The organism is Cellulomonas sp. GbtcB1 (assembly GCF_019091725.1).
Taxonomy (GTDB): Bacteria; Actinomycetota; Actinomycetes; order Actinomycetales; family Cellulomonadaceae; genus Cellulomonas.
Genome location: NZ_JAGXJG010000001.1, coordinates 76635 through 94668, shown reverse-complemented (window position 1 = coordinate 94668; position 18034 = coordinate 76635). Strand labels below are relative to the sequence as shown.

The window sequence follows — 18034 nt, the reverse complement described above, 5'->3', positions numbered from 1 at the left end:
CCACGAGGCGCCGGTCCCCGGGAGGGTGGGGACCGGCGCCTCGCGCCTGCGGTGAGCGGCCGGGCCGCTCAGGGGTGCTGGTCGATCAGATGAGCCAGCGGTTCTTCTGCACGATCGGCAGGCTCTTCCACCAGCGGCCGAGGCCCCAGGTGTCGCCGCCGGCGGTGAGGGCCACCAGGACCAGCACCAGCGCGTAGATGATGTGGTAGTCCATGACCGGGTTGGTCGAGCCCGAGATGAGCGGCCACTCGGCGAGCCACATCATCGCCATGATCAGCGAGCCGGCGCCGGCCGCGACCCGGGTGCCGATGCCGAGCATGACCGCCAGGCCGACACCCAGCATGCCGAGCATGAACAGGACGTCCGAGACCGGGCTGGCGATGCCGTTGAAGAAGCCGGTCAGCGGGCCCTGGGCCGCGAACTGCAGGAAGCCCTGGCTCGGCGCGCCGCCGTTGATCCAGGCCGCGTCCGAGGCCGTCGAGTAGCCGAACCCGAACGTCTTGTCGAGGAACGCCCAGAGGAAGATGAACCCCGTCGACAGGCGGAGAGCGGCGAGCACGCGGCGGGCGGCCACCGAGGTGACGACGTCCTCCTGGGTCCGCGAGGTCGCGGGGGCCGCCTCGGTGCGGGGGGTGGTGATCGTGGTCATGATCCGTGCCTTCGTTGTTGTGGGTTCACCTTGTGATGACTTTCCCAATGTCCTCCCGTCGAAGGCCCTGCACCCCGGACGGAAGTCCCAAACTCCCTGCGTGCGGCTGCTGGAAAGCGCTCCGCGTCACCCGGATGCCGGTCACCCGGGACCTCGGTCCTGGGGTCGGGAGGGCCTGGTCCGGGACCTCGGTCCCAGCCCGAGACCCTGGAGGCGCCGGGTGCTCCCGCGCGCGGACGAGGCGCCCGCCCCGGGGTCGGGACGGGCGCCTCGTCGTGCTGCCGGCCGCGGCGGTCTCCGTCCGCCGCGGCCGCGTCCTCAGCGCAGCCAGCGCTGCGACCGCACCACCGGCAGCTCGCGCCACACGCGGCCGAGCCCCCAGGTGTCGCCGGCCAGGCAGGTCGCGCAGGCGATCAGGGCCAGGGCGTAGATGATGTGGTAGTCCACCAGCGGGTTCGTCGACCCGGCGGTGAGCGGCCACTCCGCGGCCCACATCAGGACCATGATGAGCGAGCCCGCCCAGGCGGAGACCCGCAGGCCGATGCCGAGCATGACCGCGAGGCCGACGCCGAGCATGCCGAGCATGAACAGCACGTCGGTGGCGGGGCTGGCGATCGACTGGAACAGGTCCTTGAACGGGCCGACCACGGCCTCGCTGTTGAGGAAGCCCTGGCTCGGCGTGCCGCTGTTGATCCAGGCGCGCTCGGACGGGGTCGAGTAGCCGAGGCCGAACGTCTTGTCGACGAAGGCCCACAGGAAGATGAACCCGGTGGCGAGCCGGGTCGCGGCGAGCGCGCGGCGCGCGTTCAGGGAGGTGACGACGTCCTCCTGGGCCGGCAGCGGGGCCGGTGCGGTGGACGAGCGCGAGACGGTGGGTGCGGACATGGCGGCTGCCTCCGGTCGGGATCACGGCTTTGTGACGACGCGCTCAATGTCCCGCTCTGTCCCTTGGGAGGGAGGGGTCGAAGGTCCCGACTTCACCGACCGCGTGCGCGCTCGGGCCTCGCAGGCCTCCGCCTTGGGACCTCGGTCCCGGGCCGACACCGGCCGGCCGCGCTCAGCGCATCGACTGGTACGCGCCCAGCGAGACCGCGCGCTCGTGGGCGTGGTCGACGATGCGCTCGGGGTAGTCCGGCGCGGCGGAGCGCGGCAGCTTCCACGGCTCGTGCACCGCCTTGCCGGGGATGTCGCGCAGCTCGGGCACCCAGCGCCGGACGTAGTGCCCGTGCGGGTCGAACTTCACGCCCTGGGTCACCGGGTTGAACACCCGGAAGTACGGCGCCGCGTCCCGGCCCGTGCCGGCGACCCACTGCCAGTTCATCTGGTTCTGCGGGATGTCGCCGTCCACCAGCCACGCCATGAAGTGGTCCGCGCCGCGCTGCCAGCGCACGTGCAGGTCCTTGACCAGGAACGAGGCCACGGCCATCCGCACCCGGTTGTGCATCCAGCCCTCGCCGCGCAGCTGCCGCATCCCGGCGTCGACGAGCGGGTAGCCGGTGCGGCCGTCGGCCCAGGCGGCGAGGGCGTCCGCCTCCGCGCGGCCGTCCACCCAGGCGTTCTCCGGGATGACCGGGGTCAGCGACTCGTGCGCGGCGCGGGGGTTGTGGAACAGCACGTCGGCGTGGAAGTCGCGCCACGCGATCTGGCCCCGGAACGTGTCGGCGCCCTCGCCCCGGCGGTGCGCGAGGTCCGCGAGGATCGTGCGGGGGTGGATCTCGCCCCACTTGAGCGGGACGGACAGGCGCGAGGTGCTGTCGAGGTCGGGTCGGTCGCGCTCCGCCTTGTAGTGCGACAGCGGCCCGTCGAGCATCTCCGCCCACCGGGCGAGCGCCGCCGCCTCGCCGGCCTCGGGCAGCGCGAGGCCGTCGGGCACCGGGGCGTCCGGCACCGCGTCGGACCGGCCGCCGTCCAGGAACGTCACCGCGCGGGCGGTCGCGACGGCGTCCGGGGCGGGGGAGTGCCAGCCGTGCTCGGCCCAGGCGCGGCGGAACGGGGTGAACACCTTGTACGGCGTGCCGGAGCCGTTGCGGACCCGACCCGGCGTCACCGCGTACGGCGACCCGGTCCGGACCAGCGCGCGGCCGTCCTCCTCGAGCGTCCACTCCACGTGGTCGTCCCGGCGCCGGCCGAACGGCTCGGTCGACGCCGCCACGTGCACGGCCTCGGCGCCGACCTCGCGGGCCACCGTCGGCACCACCTGGCGCGGGTCGCCGAGCCGGACCAGCAGCCGGCCCCCGGTCTGCTCGTCGAGCGCGGCGAGGCTCCGGGCCAGGTACGCCCGGCGGGGTGCGCCGGACGACGCCCACAGCCGCGGGTCGAGCACGTACAGCGCGAGCACGTCGCCCTGCGCGGCCGCCGCGTGCAGCGCGGGGTTGTCGCCGAGCCGCAGGTCGCGGCGGAACCAGTGGAGGGCGGTCACCCGGCGACGGTAGCCAGCGGTGTCCGCGGTCGCGACCCGGACCTGCGTCGAGGCACCACCGGCCCGGGCGATGAGCCGATGGTGCCTCGACTGGGGGTACCTGCTGACGGGTCGTCGTCATCAGGTGACCGGAGCGGACCGCGGGCGGGAAGCCCGGTGATCGCCCCGGGGGAGAGACGACCGGTGGTCCGTGCGCACCAGCCTGCCCCCGCGGCCCGGCTCGCGGATGGGCCGTTGGTCCCGACCTTCGCGCGCCCGATCAGCCGCCCGCGACCGCGTCGGCGTGCGCGTCGACGGCGTCCCGCAGGTAGACCGCGAGCCCGGGCGCGACCGCGTCGTACGTGGCCGCGAACCGCGGGTCGTCGACGTACATCGCCGCCAGGTTCCGGTACGCCTCGGCGTCCGGGGTCCAGAACAACGCCACCCAGGCGTGGTGCCGGGCGACCAGGTCGCGGACGGCCGGGTCGGTGACGGGCGTGCCCGCCGCCAGCAGCGCGGCGAGCCCCGTGCTCACGGCCTCGCCCTCGCGGCGGTGCGCCTCGCGCTCGTCCACGGACAGGTCCTCCCACGCGCGGGTGCTGCGGTCCACGGCCGCGTCGCCCCAGCGCTCGCGCGCCTCGGCCTCGTACCGGCGGTGGTCGAAGCCCTCGTACATCTCCTCGGCGGGCATGTCGGTGCCCCCTTCCAGGGACTCGATGGTGGCGGCGACGGTGCGGGCGAGCCGGTCGAGCCGGTCCCGCTCTCCGAGCAGCGCGGCGTGGTGCTCGCGCAGCCGGTCGGCCTGGACGCGCGCCGGGTCCGCGTCCGGGGTGCTCCCGCCGGGTGCGGTCGCGTCGAGGATGTCCCCGATCACCGCCAGCCCGACGCCGAGCTCCCGGAGCACGAGCACCTGCTGCAGCCGCAGCAGCTCCGCGCGCCCGTACTCCCGCTGCCCGCCCGGCGTGGTGCCGGCCGGGCGCAGCAGCCCGATCGCGTCGTAGTGCCGCAGCGTCCGGGACGTCACCCCGGACAGCCGGACCACCTCGGCGGTGGTCCACCGCTCCGTGCCCGTGGTGCCGGTCATCCCGTCCGCCCCGTCCTGCCGCCGACGGCGGTCGTTCCGCCGTCGCTGCTCGACGGTAGGCGTTGACGCGGCGTCAACCGCAACCCCGTGTCGGTGGGGCGTGGGAGGGTCGGGGCATGGACAGCGCAGAGCAGCGAGTCATCGGTCCCGGCGCCGCCACCGAGCGGGTCGACCCGCGGCACTGGCGGGTGCTGCTCCTGTGGCTGCAGGCCGCCTTCCGGGTCCCCGACCTCGCGACCGGCGCGGCGCTCGTCGCCCGGGTGGCCGCCGCGGCGGAGCGGGTCGGCGCCGCCCCGGACGTGACGCTGCGGCCCGGCGTGGTCCAGGTGCGCACGACCACGTGGGCGGCGCACGGGCTCACCGAGGCGGACCTGGCGCTCGCGGACGCCGTCTCGGCGGCGGCGGACGAGCTCGGAGTCAGCGGCGACCCGGCCTCGCTGACCTCGCAGGAGATCGCCATCGATGCCCTCGACATCCCGCGCGTCGCCCCGTTCTGGCGCGCGGTGCTGGGGTACGAGCCGGAGCCCGGGACCGACCCGGACGACCCGGCGCTCGCGGACCCAGGCGCTCTGGGACCGGGGTACTGGTTCCAGCAGATGGACGCCCCGCGCCCGCAGCGCAACCGGATCCACGTCGACGTCACGGTGCCGCACGACCAGGCCGAGACCCGGGTCGCGGCTGCGCTGGCCGCCGGGGGCACGCTGCTGTCCGACCGGCGCGCGCCCGCGTTCTGGGTCCTGGCCGACCCCGAGGGCAACGAGGCCTGCGTCTGCACCTGGCAGGCGCGCGGGAAGGGCTGAGGCGTCTCGCCCCTCGGTCGATCACAGGACGGACGCCCGACGCACCGTGACGTGCGCGGACGTACCGTGACGGCCACGCCGCCGCCGCGGTGGCGCCCTGCTCGTCCGAAGGAGCCCCAGCGTGAGTCGTCCTCTGCGCTCTCGTACCTCGACCCACGGCCGCAACATGGCCGGCGCCCGCGCCCTGTGGCGCGCCACCGGCATGGGCTCCGAGGACTTCGGCAAGCCGATCATCGCGATCGCGAACTCGTACACGCAGTTCGTCCCGGGCCACGTGCACCTCAAGGACATGGGCGACCTCGTCGCGTCGGCGATCCAGGAGGCCGGCGGCGTCGCGAAGGAGTTCAACACCATCGCGGTCGACGACGGCATCGCGATGGGCCACGCCGGCATGCTCTACTCGCTGCCCAGCCGCGACCTGATCGCCGACTCGGTCGAGTACATGGTCCAGGCGCACTGCGCCGACGCCCTGGTGTGCATCTCGAATTGCGACAAGATCACGCCCGGCATGCTCAACGCGGCGCTGCGCCTGAACATCCCGGTGATCTTCGTGTCGGGCGGCCCCATGGAGGCCGGCAAGGCCGTGATCGCCGACGGCGTCGCGAAGACGCACCTGAACCTCATCAACGCGATCAACTACTCCGCGGACGACAACGTCTCCGACCAGGCGCTGGCCACGGTCGAGGAGAACGCCTGCCCGACCTGCGGCTCCTGCTCCGGCATGTTCACCGCCAACTCGATGAACTGCCTCACCGAGGCGCTCGGCCTGTCGCTGCCGGGCAACGGCTCGACGCTGGCCACGCACGCCGCCCGCAAGGAGCTGTTCCTCGAGGCCGGCCGCACGATCGTCGACCTGGCCCGTCGGTACTACGAGGACGAGGACGACACCGCGGCGCCCCGCGGCATCGCGACCCGCGCCGCGTTCGCGAACGCGATGGCGCTCGACGTCGCGATGGGCGGCTCGACCAACACCGTGCTGCACGTGCTGGCCGCGGCGCAGGAGGCCGAGGTCGACTTCACGCTCGAGGACATCGACGCGATCAGCCGCCGGGTGCCCTGCCTGGCCAAGGTCGCGCCGAACCACCCGGACTACCACATGGAGGACGTGCACCGGGCGGGCGGCATCCCCGCACTGCTCGGCGAGCTCGACCGCGGCGGCCTGCTCGACCACGACGTGACCAGCGTGCACACGCCGACGCTGCGCGCCTGGCTGGACGACTGGGACGTGCGCGGCGGCAAGGCCACCGAGCGCGCCACCGCCCTGTTCCACGCGGCCCCCGGCGGCGTCCGCACGACGCAGGCGTTCTCGACGTCGAACGTGTGGGAGTCCCTCGACACCGACGGCGCGTCGGGGTGCATCCGCGACGTCGCGCACGCCTACACCGTCGAGGGCGGCCTGGCGGTGCTCCGCGGCAACCTCGCCGAGGACGGCGCCATCATCAAGACCGCCGGGATCGACCCGGACGTGTTCCACTTCGTCGGCCGCGCGCTGGTGTGCGAGTCGCAGGACGAGGCCGTCGACAAGATCCTGCGCAAGGAGGTCGAGCCGGGCCACGTCGTCGTCGTGCGCTACGAGGGCCCCTCCGGCGGCCCCGGCATGCAGGAGATGCTCTACCCGACGTCGTTCATCAAGGGCCGCGGCCTGGGCAAGGTGTGCGCGCTCATCACCGACGGCCGGTTCTCCGGCGGGTCGAGCGGCATCTCGGTCGGCCACATCAGCCCCGAGGCGGCGGCCGGCGGCACGATCGGCCTGATCGAGGACGGCGACGAGATCGAGATCGACGTCGAGACCCGTCTGATCCGGGTGAACGTGCCGGACGAGGTGCTGGCCGACCGCCGGGCCAAGATGGAGGCGAGCGAGAACCCGTGGCAGCCGGTCGACCGCGACCGCTACGTGTCCCCGGCCCTCCAGGCGTACGCCGCGATGGCGACCAGCGCCGACCGCGGCGCGGTCCGCGACGTGAGCCGCCTCCGCCGCGGCTGACGCAGCACCACCCGAGCGTCGCGCGGCGCGCCCCGGCACGTCAGGGGCGCGCCGCGCCGCTCGCGCCTACAGTCGGCACATGACGACCACGGGCGGGAACACCCCGGACATCGACATCAAGCCGCGCTCCCGGCAGGTGACCGACGGCATCGAGGCCACGGCGTCGCGCGGCATGCTCCGCGCCGTCGGGCTCGGCGACGACGACTGGGTGAAGCCCCAGATCGGCGTCGCGAGCTCCTGGAACGAGATCACGCCCTGCAACCTGTCGCTGCAGCGGCTGGCGCAGGCCGTGAAGAGCGGCGTGCACGCCGGCGGCGGCTACCCGCTGGAGTTCGGCACCATCTCGGTGTCGGACGGCATCTCGATGGGCCACGAGGGGATGCACTTCTCGCTGGTGAGCCGCGACATCATCGCGGACAGCGTCGAGACCGTCATGCAGGCCGAGCGCCTGGACGGCTCCGTGCTGCTGGCCGGCTGCGACAAGTCGCTCCCCGGCATGCTGATGGCAGCCGCGCGCCTCGACCTGTCGAGCGTGTTGCTCTACGCCGGCTCGATCATGCCGGGCTGGGTGAAGCTCGAGGACGGCACCGAGAAGGACGTCACGCTGATCGACGCGTTCGAGGCGGTCGGGGCGTGCTCCCGCGGCCTGATGTCGAAGGGCGACCTGGACCGCATCGAGCGCGCCATCTGCCCGGGCGAGGGTGCCTGCGGCGGCATGTACACCGCGAACACCATGGCGTCGGTGGCCGAGGCGATGGGCATGTCCCTGCCGGGCTCCGCCGCCCCGCCGAGCGCGGACCGCCGCCGGGACAACTTCGCGATGCGGTCCGGCGAGGCCGTCGTCGAGCTGCTGCGCAAGGGCATCACCGCGCGGCAGATCATGACCAAGGAGGCGTTCGAGAACGCCATCGCCGTGGTCATGGCGTTCGGCGGCTCGACGAACGCCGTGCTGCACCTGCTGGCGATCGCGCACGAGGCCGAGGTCGACCTGACGCTGGACGACTTCAAGCGCGTCGCCGCGAAGGTCCCGCACCTGGGCGACCTCAAGCCGTTCGGCCGGTACGTCATGGCCGACGTCGACCGCATCGGCGGCGTCCCGGTGATCATGAAGGCGCTGCTCGACGCCGGCCTGATCCACGGCGACTGCCTCACCGTCACCGGCAAGACCGTCGCGGAGAACCTCGCCGACGTCGCCCCGCCCGACCCGGACGGCAAGATCCTGCGCGCGCTGGACAACCCGATCCACCACACCGGCGGCATCACGATCCTCGACGGCTCGCTGGCCCCCGAGGGTGCCGTGGTGAAGTCGGCCGGCTTCGACACCGACGTGTTCGAGGGCACCGCCCGCGTGTTCGAGCGCGAGCGCGCCGCCCTGGACGCGCTGGAGGACGGCACCATCCAGGCCGGCGACGTCGTCGTCATCCGGTACGAGGGCCCCAAGGGCGGCCCGGGCATGCGCGAGATGCTCGCGATCACCGGCGCGATCAAGGGCGCCGGGCTCGGCAAGGACGTGCTGCTGCTCACCGACGGCCGGTTCTCCGGCGGCACGACGGGCCTGTGCGTCGGGCACGTCGCGCCCGAGGCGGTGGACGCGGGCCCGATCGCGTTCGTGCGGGACGGCGACCGGATCCGGCTGGACGTCGCGAACGCGACGCTCGACCTGCTGGTCCCCGAGGAGGAGCTCGCCGCGCGCCGGGTCGGGTGGGCGCCGCTGCCCCCGCGGTACACCCGCGGCGTGCTGGCGAAGTACGCGAAGCTCGTGCAGTCGGCGTCCACGGGGGCGGTGCTGATCTGAGCGCGGCGCCGGGGCGGCCCCGGGGACGACCGACGTCCCCTGCGCCGCCCCGGCGCACGTGACAGGGTGGTCCGCATGGGCTGGACCGTCGAAGATGCGCCGTGGTGGACCCGAGCCGTCGTCTACCAGATCTACCCGAGGTCGTTCCAGGACTCCGACGGCGACGGCGTCGGCGACCTGCGCGGGATCATCTCGCGGCTCGACCACCTGAGCGCCCTGGGTGTCGACGTGGTGTGGCTGTCGCCGATCTACCGGTCGCCGCAGGACGACAACGGCTACGACATCAGCGACTACCAGGACGTCGACCCGTCGTTCGGCACGCTCGCGGACCTGGACGAGCTCATCGCCGCGCTGCACGAGCGGGGCATGAAGCTGCTCATGGACCTGGTCGTCAACCACACGTCCGACGAGCACCCGTGGTTCACCGAGAGCCGGAGCGGCCCGGACAGCCCGAAGCGCGACTGGTACTGGTGGCGGCCGCCGCGCGACGGCATGGCGCCGGGGCAGCCCGGTGCGGAGCCGACCAACTGGCACTCGTTCTTCTCGGGCTCGACCTGGGAGCTGGACGAGGCGTCCGGCGAGTACTACCTGCACCTGTTCAGCCGGAAGCAGCCCGACCTCAACTGGGAGAACCCGGAGGTCCGGCAGGCCGTCTACGCGATGATGCGCTGGTGGCTGGACCGCGGGGTCGACGGCTTCCGGATGGACGTCATCAACCTCATCTCGAAGGACACGGCGCTCCCGGACGGCCCGGTGGTCGCGGGGGTGTGGGGCGACGGCAGCGCGCACTACACGGACGGCCCGCGGGTGCACGAGTACCTGCACGAGATGCACCGCGAGGTGTTCGAGGGCCGGGCGGACCGGCTGCTGACCGTGGGGGAGACCCCGGGCGTCACGCTGGACGAGGCGCGGAGGTACACCGACCCGGACCGGCGCGAGGTCGACATGGTGTTCCAGTTCGAGCACGTCGGCCTGGACCACGGCCCCGGCGGCAAGTTCGACCCGAGGCCGCTGCGGCTGACCGACCTCAAGGCGACGTTCGGGCGCTGGCAGGCGGGGCTCGCGGACGCGGGCTGGAACAGCCTGTACTGGGACAACCACGACCAGCCGCGCGTCGTGTCCCGGTTCGGGGACGACGGGAAGCACCGCCGGGAGTCGGCGAAGGCCCTCGCGACGCTGCTGCACCTGCACCGCGGGACGCCGTACGTCTACCAGGGCGAGGAGCTCGGGATGACGAACGCGCACTTCACGCGGTTCGACCAGTACCGGGACATCGAGTCGGTCAACCACGTCGCCCAGGCCCGGACGCTCGCGTCGGCGACCGACGAGCAGCTGCTCGCGGGCCTCGCGGCGATGAGCCGGGACAACGCCCGCACGCCGGTGCAGTGGGACGACTCGCCGCAGGCGGGGTTCACCACCGGGACCCCGTGGCTCGCGGTCAACCCGAACCACGTCGAGGTCAACGCGGCCGCCGAGCGCGCCGACCCGGACTCGGTGTTCCACCACCACCGGCGGCTGATCGAGCTCCGGCACGCCGACCCGGTCGTGGCGCTCGGCGACTTCACGATGCTGCTGCCCGAGGACGAGCAGGTGTACGCGTACAGCCGCGAGCTCGACGGCGACGCGCTGCTGGTCGTCGTCAACGTGTCGGGGGAGGAGCGGGTCGTCGACCTCGGGGACGCCTGGCCGCTCGCGCGCGACGGCGGCTGGGGCGAGCTGGTGCTCGGCACGCACGCCGACGCCGGGGAGCCGACGACGCTGCGGCCGTGGGAGGCCCGGGTGGTGCGGCGGGCCTGAGCCCGCCGCACCGGGTCAGGCCATCGAGCGCTGCACGTCGACCACGAGACGCACCGGGTCCTGCAGGAGGAACACCCGGTACGGCGCCTCGGGGTCGGTGAGCCCGAGGAACACCTGGGCCTGCGCCTCGAACGTGCCGGAGTACTCCGTCCCGGTGACCACCGTCCCGCCCGGACCCCGGGTCCCGGGCTGGAGCTCCTCGACCCCGGTGTCGAACGGGTAGCCGAGCCCGGTCACGTACAGGGTCAGCACGGCGTCCCCGCCGAGGTCGACCGCGTCCCCGGTGGGGTCCTCGGCAGCCGTGGCCGAGCGCTCGACGTGCCAGCCGGGAGTGCCGGTCCCACCCAGGTCGACGACGACGCGGTCGTATCCCAGGTGGGTGCCGAGACGGACCCCGCTCACCGTGAGCAGCGCGTCGGCGGACGCCTCGCCGTCGCCCGTGGTGCCCCAGTCGGGCGCGGCGGCGTCCGCCTCGGCGTCGTCGACGGGCGCGGTGGCGGACGCGCTGGGCGTGGGGGAGGGCGTCGCGGTGGCGCTCGCCGTCGGCGCCGGGGCGGTGGTCGACGGGTCGTCGCCCGACGTGCCATCGCCGCCGCACGCGGCGACCAGGGCGAGCGCCAGAACGGCGGTGCCGGCGAGCAGCGGGCGGCGGGCGGTGCGGGATCGCGTCATGCGCACGAGGCTAGGAGGCGGACCCCCGGCGCGCCGGGACGCGGGCGGCGTGGCCGGTCACGACTCGGCACCGATCACGTGGTGGACTCGTGCACCACGATGTGAGACGGACCAGGGCGGGCGTGACACCGCACGACGCGCGGCGTAGTGTCACGTGCCATGCGGACGAACCTCCTCCTCGTAGTACTTCCCGAGCGCGCCGGCTGACGCCACGCACGGAAGGCATCGCCCGCGCGCGCACCCCTCGACCGGCCCGGCTCCCCGGGCTCGAGGGGTTTTTTCGTGCCGGCGAGGCATCGCGCGGCACCCACGCGGCCCCGGTCGCAGCAGCACCCGCTCCACCCGCACAGACGCAGGAGACACCGATGGTCCAGGGCCCCCACCCGGCACCGCCCCGCAGGGCGGCCGCGGCCGCAGCGCCCGCCGGCGCAACCGAGGCGCGCGAGCCGGCGCGCCTCGCCGCACCCGCCGCGCCGCCGCGCCCCGTCGTCACCGAGCAGGTCACCGGCGCCAAGTCGATCGTCCGCTCGCTGGAGGAGGCCGGCGCCGAGGTCGTCTTCGGCATCCCCGGCGGCGCGATCCTGCCGACGTACGACCCGCTGATGGACTCCACCCGGCTCCGGCACATCCTCGTGCGGCACGAGCAGGGCGGCGGCCACGCGGCCACGGGCTACGCCCAGGCCACCGGCAAGGTCGGCGTCACGATGGCGACCTCGGGCCCGGGCGCGACCAACCTGGTGACCCCGATCGCCGACGCGAACATGGACTCGATCCCGCTGGTCGCGATCACCGGCCAGGTCGGCGCGTCGCTGATCGGGACGGACGCGTTCCAGGAGGCCGACATCGTCGGCATCACGCTGCCGATCACCAAGCACAACTTCCTGGTGACCGACCCCGACGACATCCCCCGGACGATCGCCGAGGCGTTCCACATCGCGTCGACCGGCCGCCCGGGCCCGGTGCTCGTGGACATCGCCAAGTCGGCCATGCAGACGGACACCACCTTCACCTGGCCGCAGCAGCTGGACCTGCCGGGCTACCACCCGGTGACCAAGCCGCACGGCAAGCAGATCCGCGAGGCCGCCCGGCTGCTGGCCACGGCCCGCCGCCCGGTGCTGATGGTCGGCGGCGGCGTGATCCGCTCCGGCGCGTCCGCCGAGCTGCGCCGCCTGGTCGACGAGTCCGGCGCCGCCGTGGTCACCACGCTGATGGCCCGCGGCGCGCTGCCCGACACCCACCCGCAGCACCTCGGCATGCCGGGCATGCACGGCACGGTGGCCGCGGTCGCCGCGCTGCAGAAGGCCGACCTGGTGGTGGCGCTCGGCGCGCGGTTCGACGACCGCGTGACCGGCAAGCTGTCGTCGTTCGCCCCGAACGCGACGATCGTGCACGCCGACATCGACCCCGCGGAGATCGGCAAGAACCGCGCGGCGGACGTGCCGATCGTCGGCGACCTGCGCGAGGTCATCGCGGACCTGCTGCCGGAGCTCGCCCGCGAGCAGGTGCAGCACGGCAAGCCGGACCTCGAGGCCTGGTGGCAGCAGATCGACTCCTGGCGGGAGACGTTCCCGCTCGGCTACGACGAGCCGACCGACGGCCACCTGGCGCCGCAGCACGTGATCTCCCGGATCGGCGAGCTGTCCGGGCCGGAGTCGATCTTCGTGTCCGGCGTGGGCCAGCACCAGATGTGGGCCGCGCAGTTCATCAAGTACCAGCGGCCGAACTCCTGGCTGAACTCCGGTGGCCTCGGGACCATGGGCTTCTCGGTGCCCGCGGCCATGGGCGCGAAGGTCGGCCAGCCCGACCGCACCGTGTGGGCGATCGACGGCGACGGCTGCTTCCAGATGACCAACCAGGAGCTCGCCACCTGCACGATCAACGAGATCCCGATCAAGGTCGCGGTGATCAACAACTCCTCGCTGGGCATGGTCCGGCAGTGGCAGACGCTGTTCTACGAGTCCCGGTACTCGAACACCGACCTGCACACCGGCCACGGCACCATCCACGTCCCCGACTTCGTGAAGCTCGCCGACGCCTACGGCGCAGTCGGCCTGCGCTGCGAGACCACCGCCGACGTGGACGCCACGATCAAGCGGGCGATGGAGATCGACGACCAGCCCGTCGTCGTGGACTTCACGGTGTCGCGCGACTCGATGGTGTGGCCGATGGTCGCCGCCGGCGTGAGCAACGACGACATCCAGTACGCCCGGGGCATCTCCCCGGCGTGGGACCGCGAGGACTGAGGAAGAGATCATGAGCCGTCACACCCTCTCCGTCCTCGTGGAGAACAAGCCCGGCGTGCTGACCCGCGTCGCGGGCCTGTTCGCCCGCCGGTCGTTCAACATCCACTCCCTCGCGGTGGGCCCGACCGAGCACGACGAGATCTCCCGGATCACCGTCGTGGTCGACGTCGACGCCCTGCCGCTCGAGCAGGTCACCAAGCAGCTGAACAAGCTGATCAACGTGATCAAGATCGTCGAGCTCGAGGACGCCGCCTCCGTGCAGCGCGAGCTGCTGCTGGTGAAGGTCCGCGCCGAGGGCCCGGTCCGCACCCAGGTGCTCGAGGTGGTCGAGCTGTTCCGGGCGCACGTCGTCGACGTCGTGCCGGACACCGTCACCATCGAGGCGACCGGCAGCCCGGGCAAGCTCACGGCGCTGCTCGCGGCGCTCGAGCCGTTCGGCGTCCGCGAGATCGTCCAGTCCGGCATCGTGGCCATCGGCCGCGGGCCCCGCTCCATCACGGACCGCGCGCTCGAGCGCGTCAGCCGGTCCGCCTGATCCGTCCGTCCGCACGACCCCGCACACACAAGGAGAACCATCGTGGCTGAGCTGTTCTACGACGACGACGCCGACCTGTCGATCATCCAGAGCAAGAAGGTCGCCGTCATCGGCTACGGCAGCCAGGGGCACGCGCACGCGCTGAACCTGCGCGACTCGGGCGTCGACGTGACCGTCGGCCTCCGCGAGGGCTCGGCCTCCCGCGCCAAGGCGGAGAACGAGGGCCTCAAGGTCGCCACGGTGGCCGAGGCCGTCCAGGGCGCCGACGTCGTCGTCATCCTCGCGCCGGACCAGGTGCAGCGGCACATCTACCGCGACGAGATCGCCCCGAACCTGACCGAGGGCGCCGCGCTGGTGTTCGGCCACGGCTTCAACATCCGGTTCGGCTACATCAAGCCCGAGGCCGGCCACGACATCGTCATGGTCGCCCCCAAGGGCCCGGGCCACCTCGTGCGCCGCGAGTACGTCGACGGCCGCGGCGTGCCCGTGATCGTCGCCGTCGAGCAGGACGCGTCGGGCTCCGCCTGGGACCTCGCCCTGTCCTACGCCAAGGGCATCGGCGGCCTGCGCGCCGCCGGCATCAAGACCACGTTCACCGAGGAGACCGAGACCGACCTGTTCGGCGAGCAGGCCGTCCTCTGCGGCGGCGTGTCCCAGCTGATCCAGTACGGCTTCGAGACCCTGACCGAGGCCGGCTACCAGCCCGAGGTCGCGTACTTCGAGGTGCTGCACGAGCTGAAGCTGATCGTCGACCTCATCTTCGAGGGCGGCATCACCAAGCAGCGCTGGTCCGTCTCCGACACGGCCGAGTACGGCGACTACGTCTCCGGCCCGCGGGTCATCACGCCCGACGTGAAGGAGAACATGAAGGCCGTCCTCGCGGACATCCAGAACGGCGCCTTCGCCGAGCGGTTCATCACGGACCAGGACGCCGGCGCGCCGGAGTTCAAGGAGCTCCGCGAGAAGGGCCAGAACCACCCGATCGAGCCCGTGGGCCGCGAGCTGCGCAAGCTGTTCGCCTGGGTGAAGCCGTCCGACACGGACTACGTCGAGGGCTCCGCCGCGCGCTGACCCGCGCGCGCCGTCCTCGGCACGAGTGGCACCGAGTGGAGCGTTCTGCCCGACACGCACGGCGTGTCCCGGCAGGACGCTCCACTCGCCGTATCTGGGGGAGGATCGGGGCATGACCGACGACGCCGCCACGCCCTCCGCCGACAGCACGCACCCCGACGAGGTCCTCCGGTTCTGGGAGGTCGCCCGGGTCCGGGCCGGGGTGATGCGGGTCGCCGCCGTCACCGGGCCGGGGATCGCGGGGTCGCTGGTGCCGCCGTCCTGGGCGTTCGGGGACGAGCCCGCCCTCGCGGACGCGACCCTCGCGCTCGTGCTCGACGGCACCAAGACCGCCACGTCGACGGCCCTGCCGGAGTTCGAGCACGCCGACGAGCCGCTGCCGGTCAAGGGCGACCTGTCGATCGTCACCGACGCCTCCGGCCGGCCGGGCGCGCTGATCCGCACCACGCGGGTGGAGACGGTGCCGTTCGGCGAGGTCGACGAGGACGTCGCGGCGGCCGAGGCGGAGGGCGACCGGACGCTCGCGTCCTGGCGCGCGGAGCGCCAGGGCTCCTGGGGTCCGGTGCTGGTGGCGCTGGGCGCGGAGCTCACCGACGCGACGCCGGTGGTCGTCGAGCGGTTCGAGCTGCTGTTCCCGCGTCCCGGCGACCGGGGCCCGTCCGCAGCCCCGTCCGAGGCCTGAGACGGTCGTCCCGGTTCGTAAGACGACTCACTAGAGTGGAGAGCATGGCGCAGCGCATCAACCTGGCCGTCGTCGCGGGTGACGGCATCGGCACCGAGGTCGTGGAGCAGGGTCTCCTCGCCCTGGAGGCGGCCCTGTCCGGCTCGGGCAGCACGGTCACCACGACCGACTTCGACCTGGGCGCGCGCCGCTGGCACGCGACCGGCGAGACGCTGACCGACGCGGACCTCGAGGCGATCCGCTCCCACGACGCGATCCTGCTCGGCGCGATCGGCGACCCGAGCGTGCCGTCCGGCGTGCTGGAGCGCGGGCTGCTGCTCAAGCTGCGGTTCGCCCTGGACCACTACGTGAACCTGCGCCCCGCCAAGCTGTACCCGGGCGTGGCCTCGCCGCTCGCGAACCCGGGCGACGTCGACTTCGTGGTCGTCCGCGAGGGCACCGAGGGCCCGTACGTCGGCAACGGCGGCGCGATCCGGGTGGGCACCCCGCACGAGATCGCCAACGAGGTCAGCGTCAACACCGCGTTCGGCGTCGAGCGGGTGGTGCGCGACGCGTTCGCCCGCGCTGCCGCCCGCCCGCGCAAGAAGCTCACGCTCGTGCACAAGCACAACGTCCTCGTGCACGCCGGCCACCTGTGGCGGCGCACCGTCGAGGCCGTGAACGCCGAGTTCCCGGACGTGACGGTCGACTACCTGCACGTGGACGCGGCGACGATCTTCCTGGTCACCGACCCGGCCCGGTTCGACGTCATCGTGACGGACAACCTGTTCGGCGACATCCTCACCGACCTCGCGGGCGCGATCGTCGGCGGCATCGGCCTGGCCGCGTCCGCCAACATCAACCCGGACCGCACCGCGCCGAGCATGTTCGAGCCGGTGCACGGCTCCGCCCCGGACATCGCCGGGCAGGGCAAGGCCGACCCCACCGCGACGGTGCTGTCCGTCGCGCTCCTCCTGGACCACCTGGGCGAGCGCGAGGCCGCGGCCCGCGTCGAGGCCGCCGTCGCGGCGGACGTCGCGGAGCGCGGGGGCCGAGTACGGTCGACGGCCGAGGTGGGCAAGGACCTCGCCGCGCGCATCGCCGGCTAGTCGCCGCCCGCTCGGGGCGCAGCGCCGCGCCTCGCGCCCGTCCCACCCCGGCCGTCGCCCAGGTACCGTCAGATCAGACTCCTGGTGAAAGGCCGCAGACACATGAGCATCTCCGACACGACCGACCTCGGTTCCATCTTCGAGGTCCGTCCCACCGACACCCCGACGCCCGACGCCGAGCGGGAGTCGCTGCTCGCCACGCCGAAGTTCGGCACCGTGTTCACCGACCACATGGCGCGCGTCTCCTGGACGCAGGGCCTGGGCTGGCACGACCGCCGGGTGGAGAAGTACGGCCCGCTGCTGCTCGACCCCGCCACCGCGGTGCTGCACTACGCCCAGGAGATCTTCGAGGGCCTCAAGGCCTACCGGCACGCCGACGGCTCGGTGTGGACGTTCCGCCCGCAGGCCAACGCCGAGCGGCTGCAGCGCTCCGCCCGGCGGCTCGCGCTGCCCGAGCTGTCGACCGAGGACTTCCTCGCGTCGGTCACCGCCCTGGTGCGCACCGACGTCGACTGGGTGCCGTCGGGGGAGGAGACCAGCCTCTACCTGCGGCCGTTCATGTACGCCTCCGAGGCGTTCCTCGGCGTGCGGCCCTCGATGCAGGCCGAGTACCTCGTGATCGCCTCGCCGGTCGGCTCGTACTTCGCCGGCGGCGTGAAGCCGGTGTCGATCTGGGTGTCCGAGGACTACTCGCGCGCGGCGGCAGGGGGCACCGGCGCCGCCAAGTGCGGCGGCAACTACGCCGCGAGCCTGCTCCCGCAGCAGGAGGCCTACGCCCGGGGCTGCGAGCAGGTGTGCTTCCTGGACGCCGCGACCGGCACGCTGCTCGAGGAGCTCGGCGGCATGAACGTGTTCGTGGTCGGCGCCGACGGCTCGGTGTCCACCCCGCGGCTCACGGGCTCGATCCTCGAGGGCGTCACCCGCTCCTCGATCCTGCAGCTGCTCACCGAGGACGGCCGCGAGGTCACCGAGCGGGACATCCCGCTGGCCGAGCTGCTCGACGGGCTGCGCGACGGCAGCGTCGCCGAGGTGTTCGCCTGCGGGACCGCGGCGGTCGTGACCCCGATCGGCCGGCTCGCGGGCGGCGACTTCGACGTCACCGTGGGCGACGGCGAGGCCGGCCCGGTCATGCAGAGCATCCGGCAGCGCCTCACGGACATCCAGTACGGCCGCGCGGCCGACCCGCACGGCTGGATGCACCGCCTGGTCTGACGGCCGCGCGTCGGCCCCGTCCCG

The 18034-nt window shown here is 73.3% G+C and carries 15 protein-coding genes; 10 read left to right on the top strand and 5 right to left on the bottom strand.

Annotation, left to right across the window (positions count from 1 at the left end; all coding sequences use genetic code 11):
- Positions 1 to 85: 85 nt before the first annotated feature.
- The 4 genes from KVT14_RS00465 to KVT14_RS00450 all read right to left on the bottom strand — a co-directional run bounded on the left by KVT14_RS00465 (position 86) and on the right by KVT14_RS00450 (position 4131).
- The gene (locus tag KVT14_RS00465) at positions 86 to 649 is read right to left on the bottom strand and encodes a DoxX family protein (protein WP_217613849.1); all 564 of its coding nucleotides are present in this window, start codon (positions 647 to 649) and stop codon (positions 86 to 88) included.
- Between the two features lie 318 nt (positions 650 to 967).
- Positions 968 to 1534 carry a DoxX family protein gene (locus tag KVT14_RS00460; protein ID WP_217613848.1) on the bottom strand — a complete coding sequence of 189 codons (567 nt, stop codon included), beginning with the start codon at positions 1532 to 1534 and terminating at the stop codon, positions 968 to 970.
- Between the two features lie 172 nt (positions 1535 to 1706).
- A complete protein-coding gene (locus tag KVT14_RS00455) occupies positions 1707 to 3068 on the bottom strand; it encodes a deoxyribodipyrimidine photo-lyase (RefSeq protein WP_217613847.1) in 1362 nt (453 codons plus the stop codon).
- A gap of 259 nt (positions 3069 to 3327) precedes the next feature.
- A complete protein-coding gene (locus KVT14_RS00450; RefSeq protein ID WP_217613846.1) occupies positions 3328 to 4131 on the bottom strand; it encodes a MerR family transcriptional regulator in 804 nt (267 codons plus the stop codon).
- Between the two features lie 116 nt (positions 4132 to 4247).
- On the opposite strand from KVT14_RS00450, the gene KVT14_RS00445 reads away from it, so the two are divergent.
- From KVT14_RS00445 to KVT14_RS00430, 4 genes are all read left to right on the top strand, one after another.
- Positions 4248 to 4931 (top strand): VOC family protein, encoded by a 684-nt coding sequence (locus KVT14_RS00445; protein ID WP_217613845.1) that lies wholly within the window; start codon positions 4248 to 4250, stop codon positions 4929 to 4931.
- 121 nt (positions 4932 to 5052) lie between these two features.
- Positions 5053 to 6915 carry a dihydroxy-acid dehydratase gene (gene ilvD, locus KVT14_RS00440; RefSeq protein WP_217613844.1) on the top strand — a complete coding sequence of 621 codons (1863 nt, stop codon included), beginning with the start codon at positions 5053 to 5055 and terminating at the stop codon, positions 6913 to 6915.
- Between the two features lie 79 nt (positions 6916 to 6994).
- Complete coding sequence (gene ilvD / locus KVT14_RS00435) at positions 6995 to 8710, top strand: dihydroxy-acid dehydratase (RefSeq protein ID WP_217613843.1); 1716 nt, start codon at positions 6995 to 6997, stop codon at positions 8708 to 8710.
- A 75-nt stretch (positions 8711 to 8785) separates the two neighbouring features.
- Positions 8786 to 10507 (top strand): alpha-glucosidase, encoded by a 1722-nt coding sequence (locus KVT14_RS00430; protein ID WP_217613842.1) that lies wholly within the window; start codon positions 8786 to 8788, stop codon positions 10505 to 10507.
- 15 nt (positions 10508 to 10522) lie between these two features.
- On the opposite strand, the gene KVT14_RS00425 is transcribed toward KVT14_RS00430, so the two are convergent.
- Entirely contained in the window at positions 10523 to 11179 is a 657-nt protein-coding gene (locus KVT14_RS00425; protein ID WP_217613841.1) for a hypothetical protein, read from the bottom strand.
- 365 nt (positions 11180 to 11544) lie between these two features.
- Here KVT14_RS00425 and KVT14_RS00420 point away from each other — a divergent pair, with 365 nt between their 5' ends.
- The 6 genes from KVT14_RS00420 to KVT14_RS00395 all read left to right on the top strand — a co-directional run bounded on the left by KVT14_RS00420 (position 11545) and on the right by KVT14_RS00395 (position 18010).
- Positions 11545 to 13422: an acetolactate synthase large subunit gene (locus KVT14_RS00420; RefSeq protein ID WP_217613840.1), complete on the top strand. Its 1878-nt coding sequence runs from the start codon at positions 11545 to 11547 to the stop codon at positions 13420 to 13422.
- A gap of 10 nt (positions 13423 to 13432) precedes the next feature.
- The gene (gene ilvN, locus KVT14_RS00415) at positions 13433 to 13957 is read left to right on the top strand and encodes an acetolactate synthase small subunit (RefSeq protein WP_147796002.1); all 525 of its coding nucleotides are present in this window, start codon (positions 13433 to 13435) and stop codon (positions 13955 to 13957) included.
- Between the two features lie 42 nt (positions 13958 to 13999).
- On the top strand, positions 14000 to 15028 hold the full coding sequence (gene ilvC, locus KVT14_RS00410) for a ketol-acid reductoisomerase (RefSeq protein ID WP_147796003.1): 1029 nt from the start codon (positions 14000 to 14002) through the stop codon (positions 15026 to 15028).
- 112 nt (positions 15029 to 15140) lie between these two features.
- Positions 15141 to 15710, top strand: a complete 570-nt coding sequence (locus KVT14_RS00405; protein WP_217613839.1) for an ASCH domain-containing protein — start codon at positions 15141 to 15143, stop codon at positions 15708 to 15710.
- Positions 15711 to 15754: 44 nt separating this feature from the next.
- Positions 15755 to 16798 carry a 3-isopropylmalate dehydrogenase gene (locus KVT14_RS00400; protein ID WP_217613838.1) on the top strand — a complete coding sequence of 348 codons (1044 nt, stop codon included), beginning with the start codon at positions 15755 to 15757 and terminating at the stop codon, positions 16796 to 16798.
- Between the two features lie 102 nt (positions 16799 to 16900).
- The gene (locus KVT14_RS00395) at positions 16901 to 18010 is read left to right on the top strand and encodes a branched-chain amino acid aminotransferase (protein WP_217613837.1); all 1110 of its coding nucleotides are present in this window, start codon (positions 16901 to 16903) and stop codon (positions 18008 to 18010) included.
- The last annotated feature ends 24 nt before the right edge of the window (positions 18011 to 18034 follow it).

What these genes read in the sequence shown, in the direction of transcription:
- KVT14_RS00465 (WP_217613849.1), bottom strand. Translation starts at nt 649, where the DNA reads ATGACCACGATCACCACCCCCCGCACCGAGGCGGCCCCCGCGACCTCG.
- KVT14_RS00460 (WP_217613848.1), bottom strand. Translation starts at nt 1,534, where the DNA reads ATGTCCGCACCCACCGTCTCGCGCTCGTCCACCGCACCGGCCCCGCTG.
- KVT14_RS00450 (WP_217613846.1), bottom strand. Translation starts at nt 4,131, where the DNA reads ATGACCGGCACCACGGGCACGGAGCGGTGGACCACCGCCGAGGTGGTC.
- KVT14_RS00445 (WP_217613845.1), top strand. Translation starts at nt 4,248, where the DNA reads ATGGACAGCGCAGAGCAGCGAGTCATCGGTCCCGGCGCCGCCACCGAG.
- ilvD (WP_217613843.1), top strand. Translation starts at nt 6,995, where the DNA reads ATGACGACCACGGGCGGGAACACCCCGGACATCGACATCAAGCCGCGC.
- KVT14_RS00430 (WP_217613842.1), top strand. Translation starts at nt 8,786, where the DNA reads ATGGGCTGGACCGTCGAAGATGCGCCGTGGTGGACCCGAGCCGTCGTC.
- KVT14_RS00425 (WP_217613841.1), bottom strand. Translation starts at nt 11,179, where the DNA reads ATGACGCGATCCCGCACCGCCCGCCGCCCGCTGCTCGCCGGCACCGCC.
- KVT14_RS00420 (WP_217613840.1), top strand. Translation starts at nt 11,545, where the DNA reads ATGGTCCAGGGCCCCCACCCGGCACCGCCCCGCAGGGCGGCCGCGGCC.
- ilvN (WP_147796002.1), top strand. Translation starts at nt 13,433, where the DNA reads ATGAGCCGTCACACCCTCTCCGTCCTCGTGGAGAACAAGCCCGGCGTG.
- KVT14_RS00405 (WP_217613839.1), top strand. Translation starts at nt 15,141, where the DNA reads ATGACCGACGACGCCGCCACGCCCTCCGCCGACAGCACGCACCCCGAC.
- KVT14_RS00400 (WP_217613838.1), top strand. Translation starts at nt 15,755, where the DNA reads ATGGCGCAGCGCATCAACCTGGCCGTCGTCGCGGGTGACGGCATCGGC.
- KVT14_RS00395 (WP_217613837.1), top strand. Translation starts at nt 16,901, where the DNA reads ATGAGCATCTCCGACACGACCGACCTCGGTTCCATCTTCGAGGTCCGT.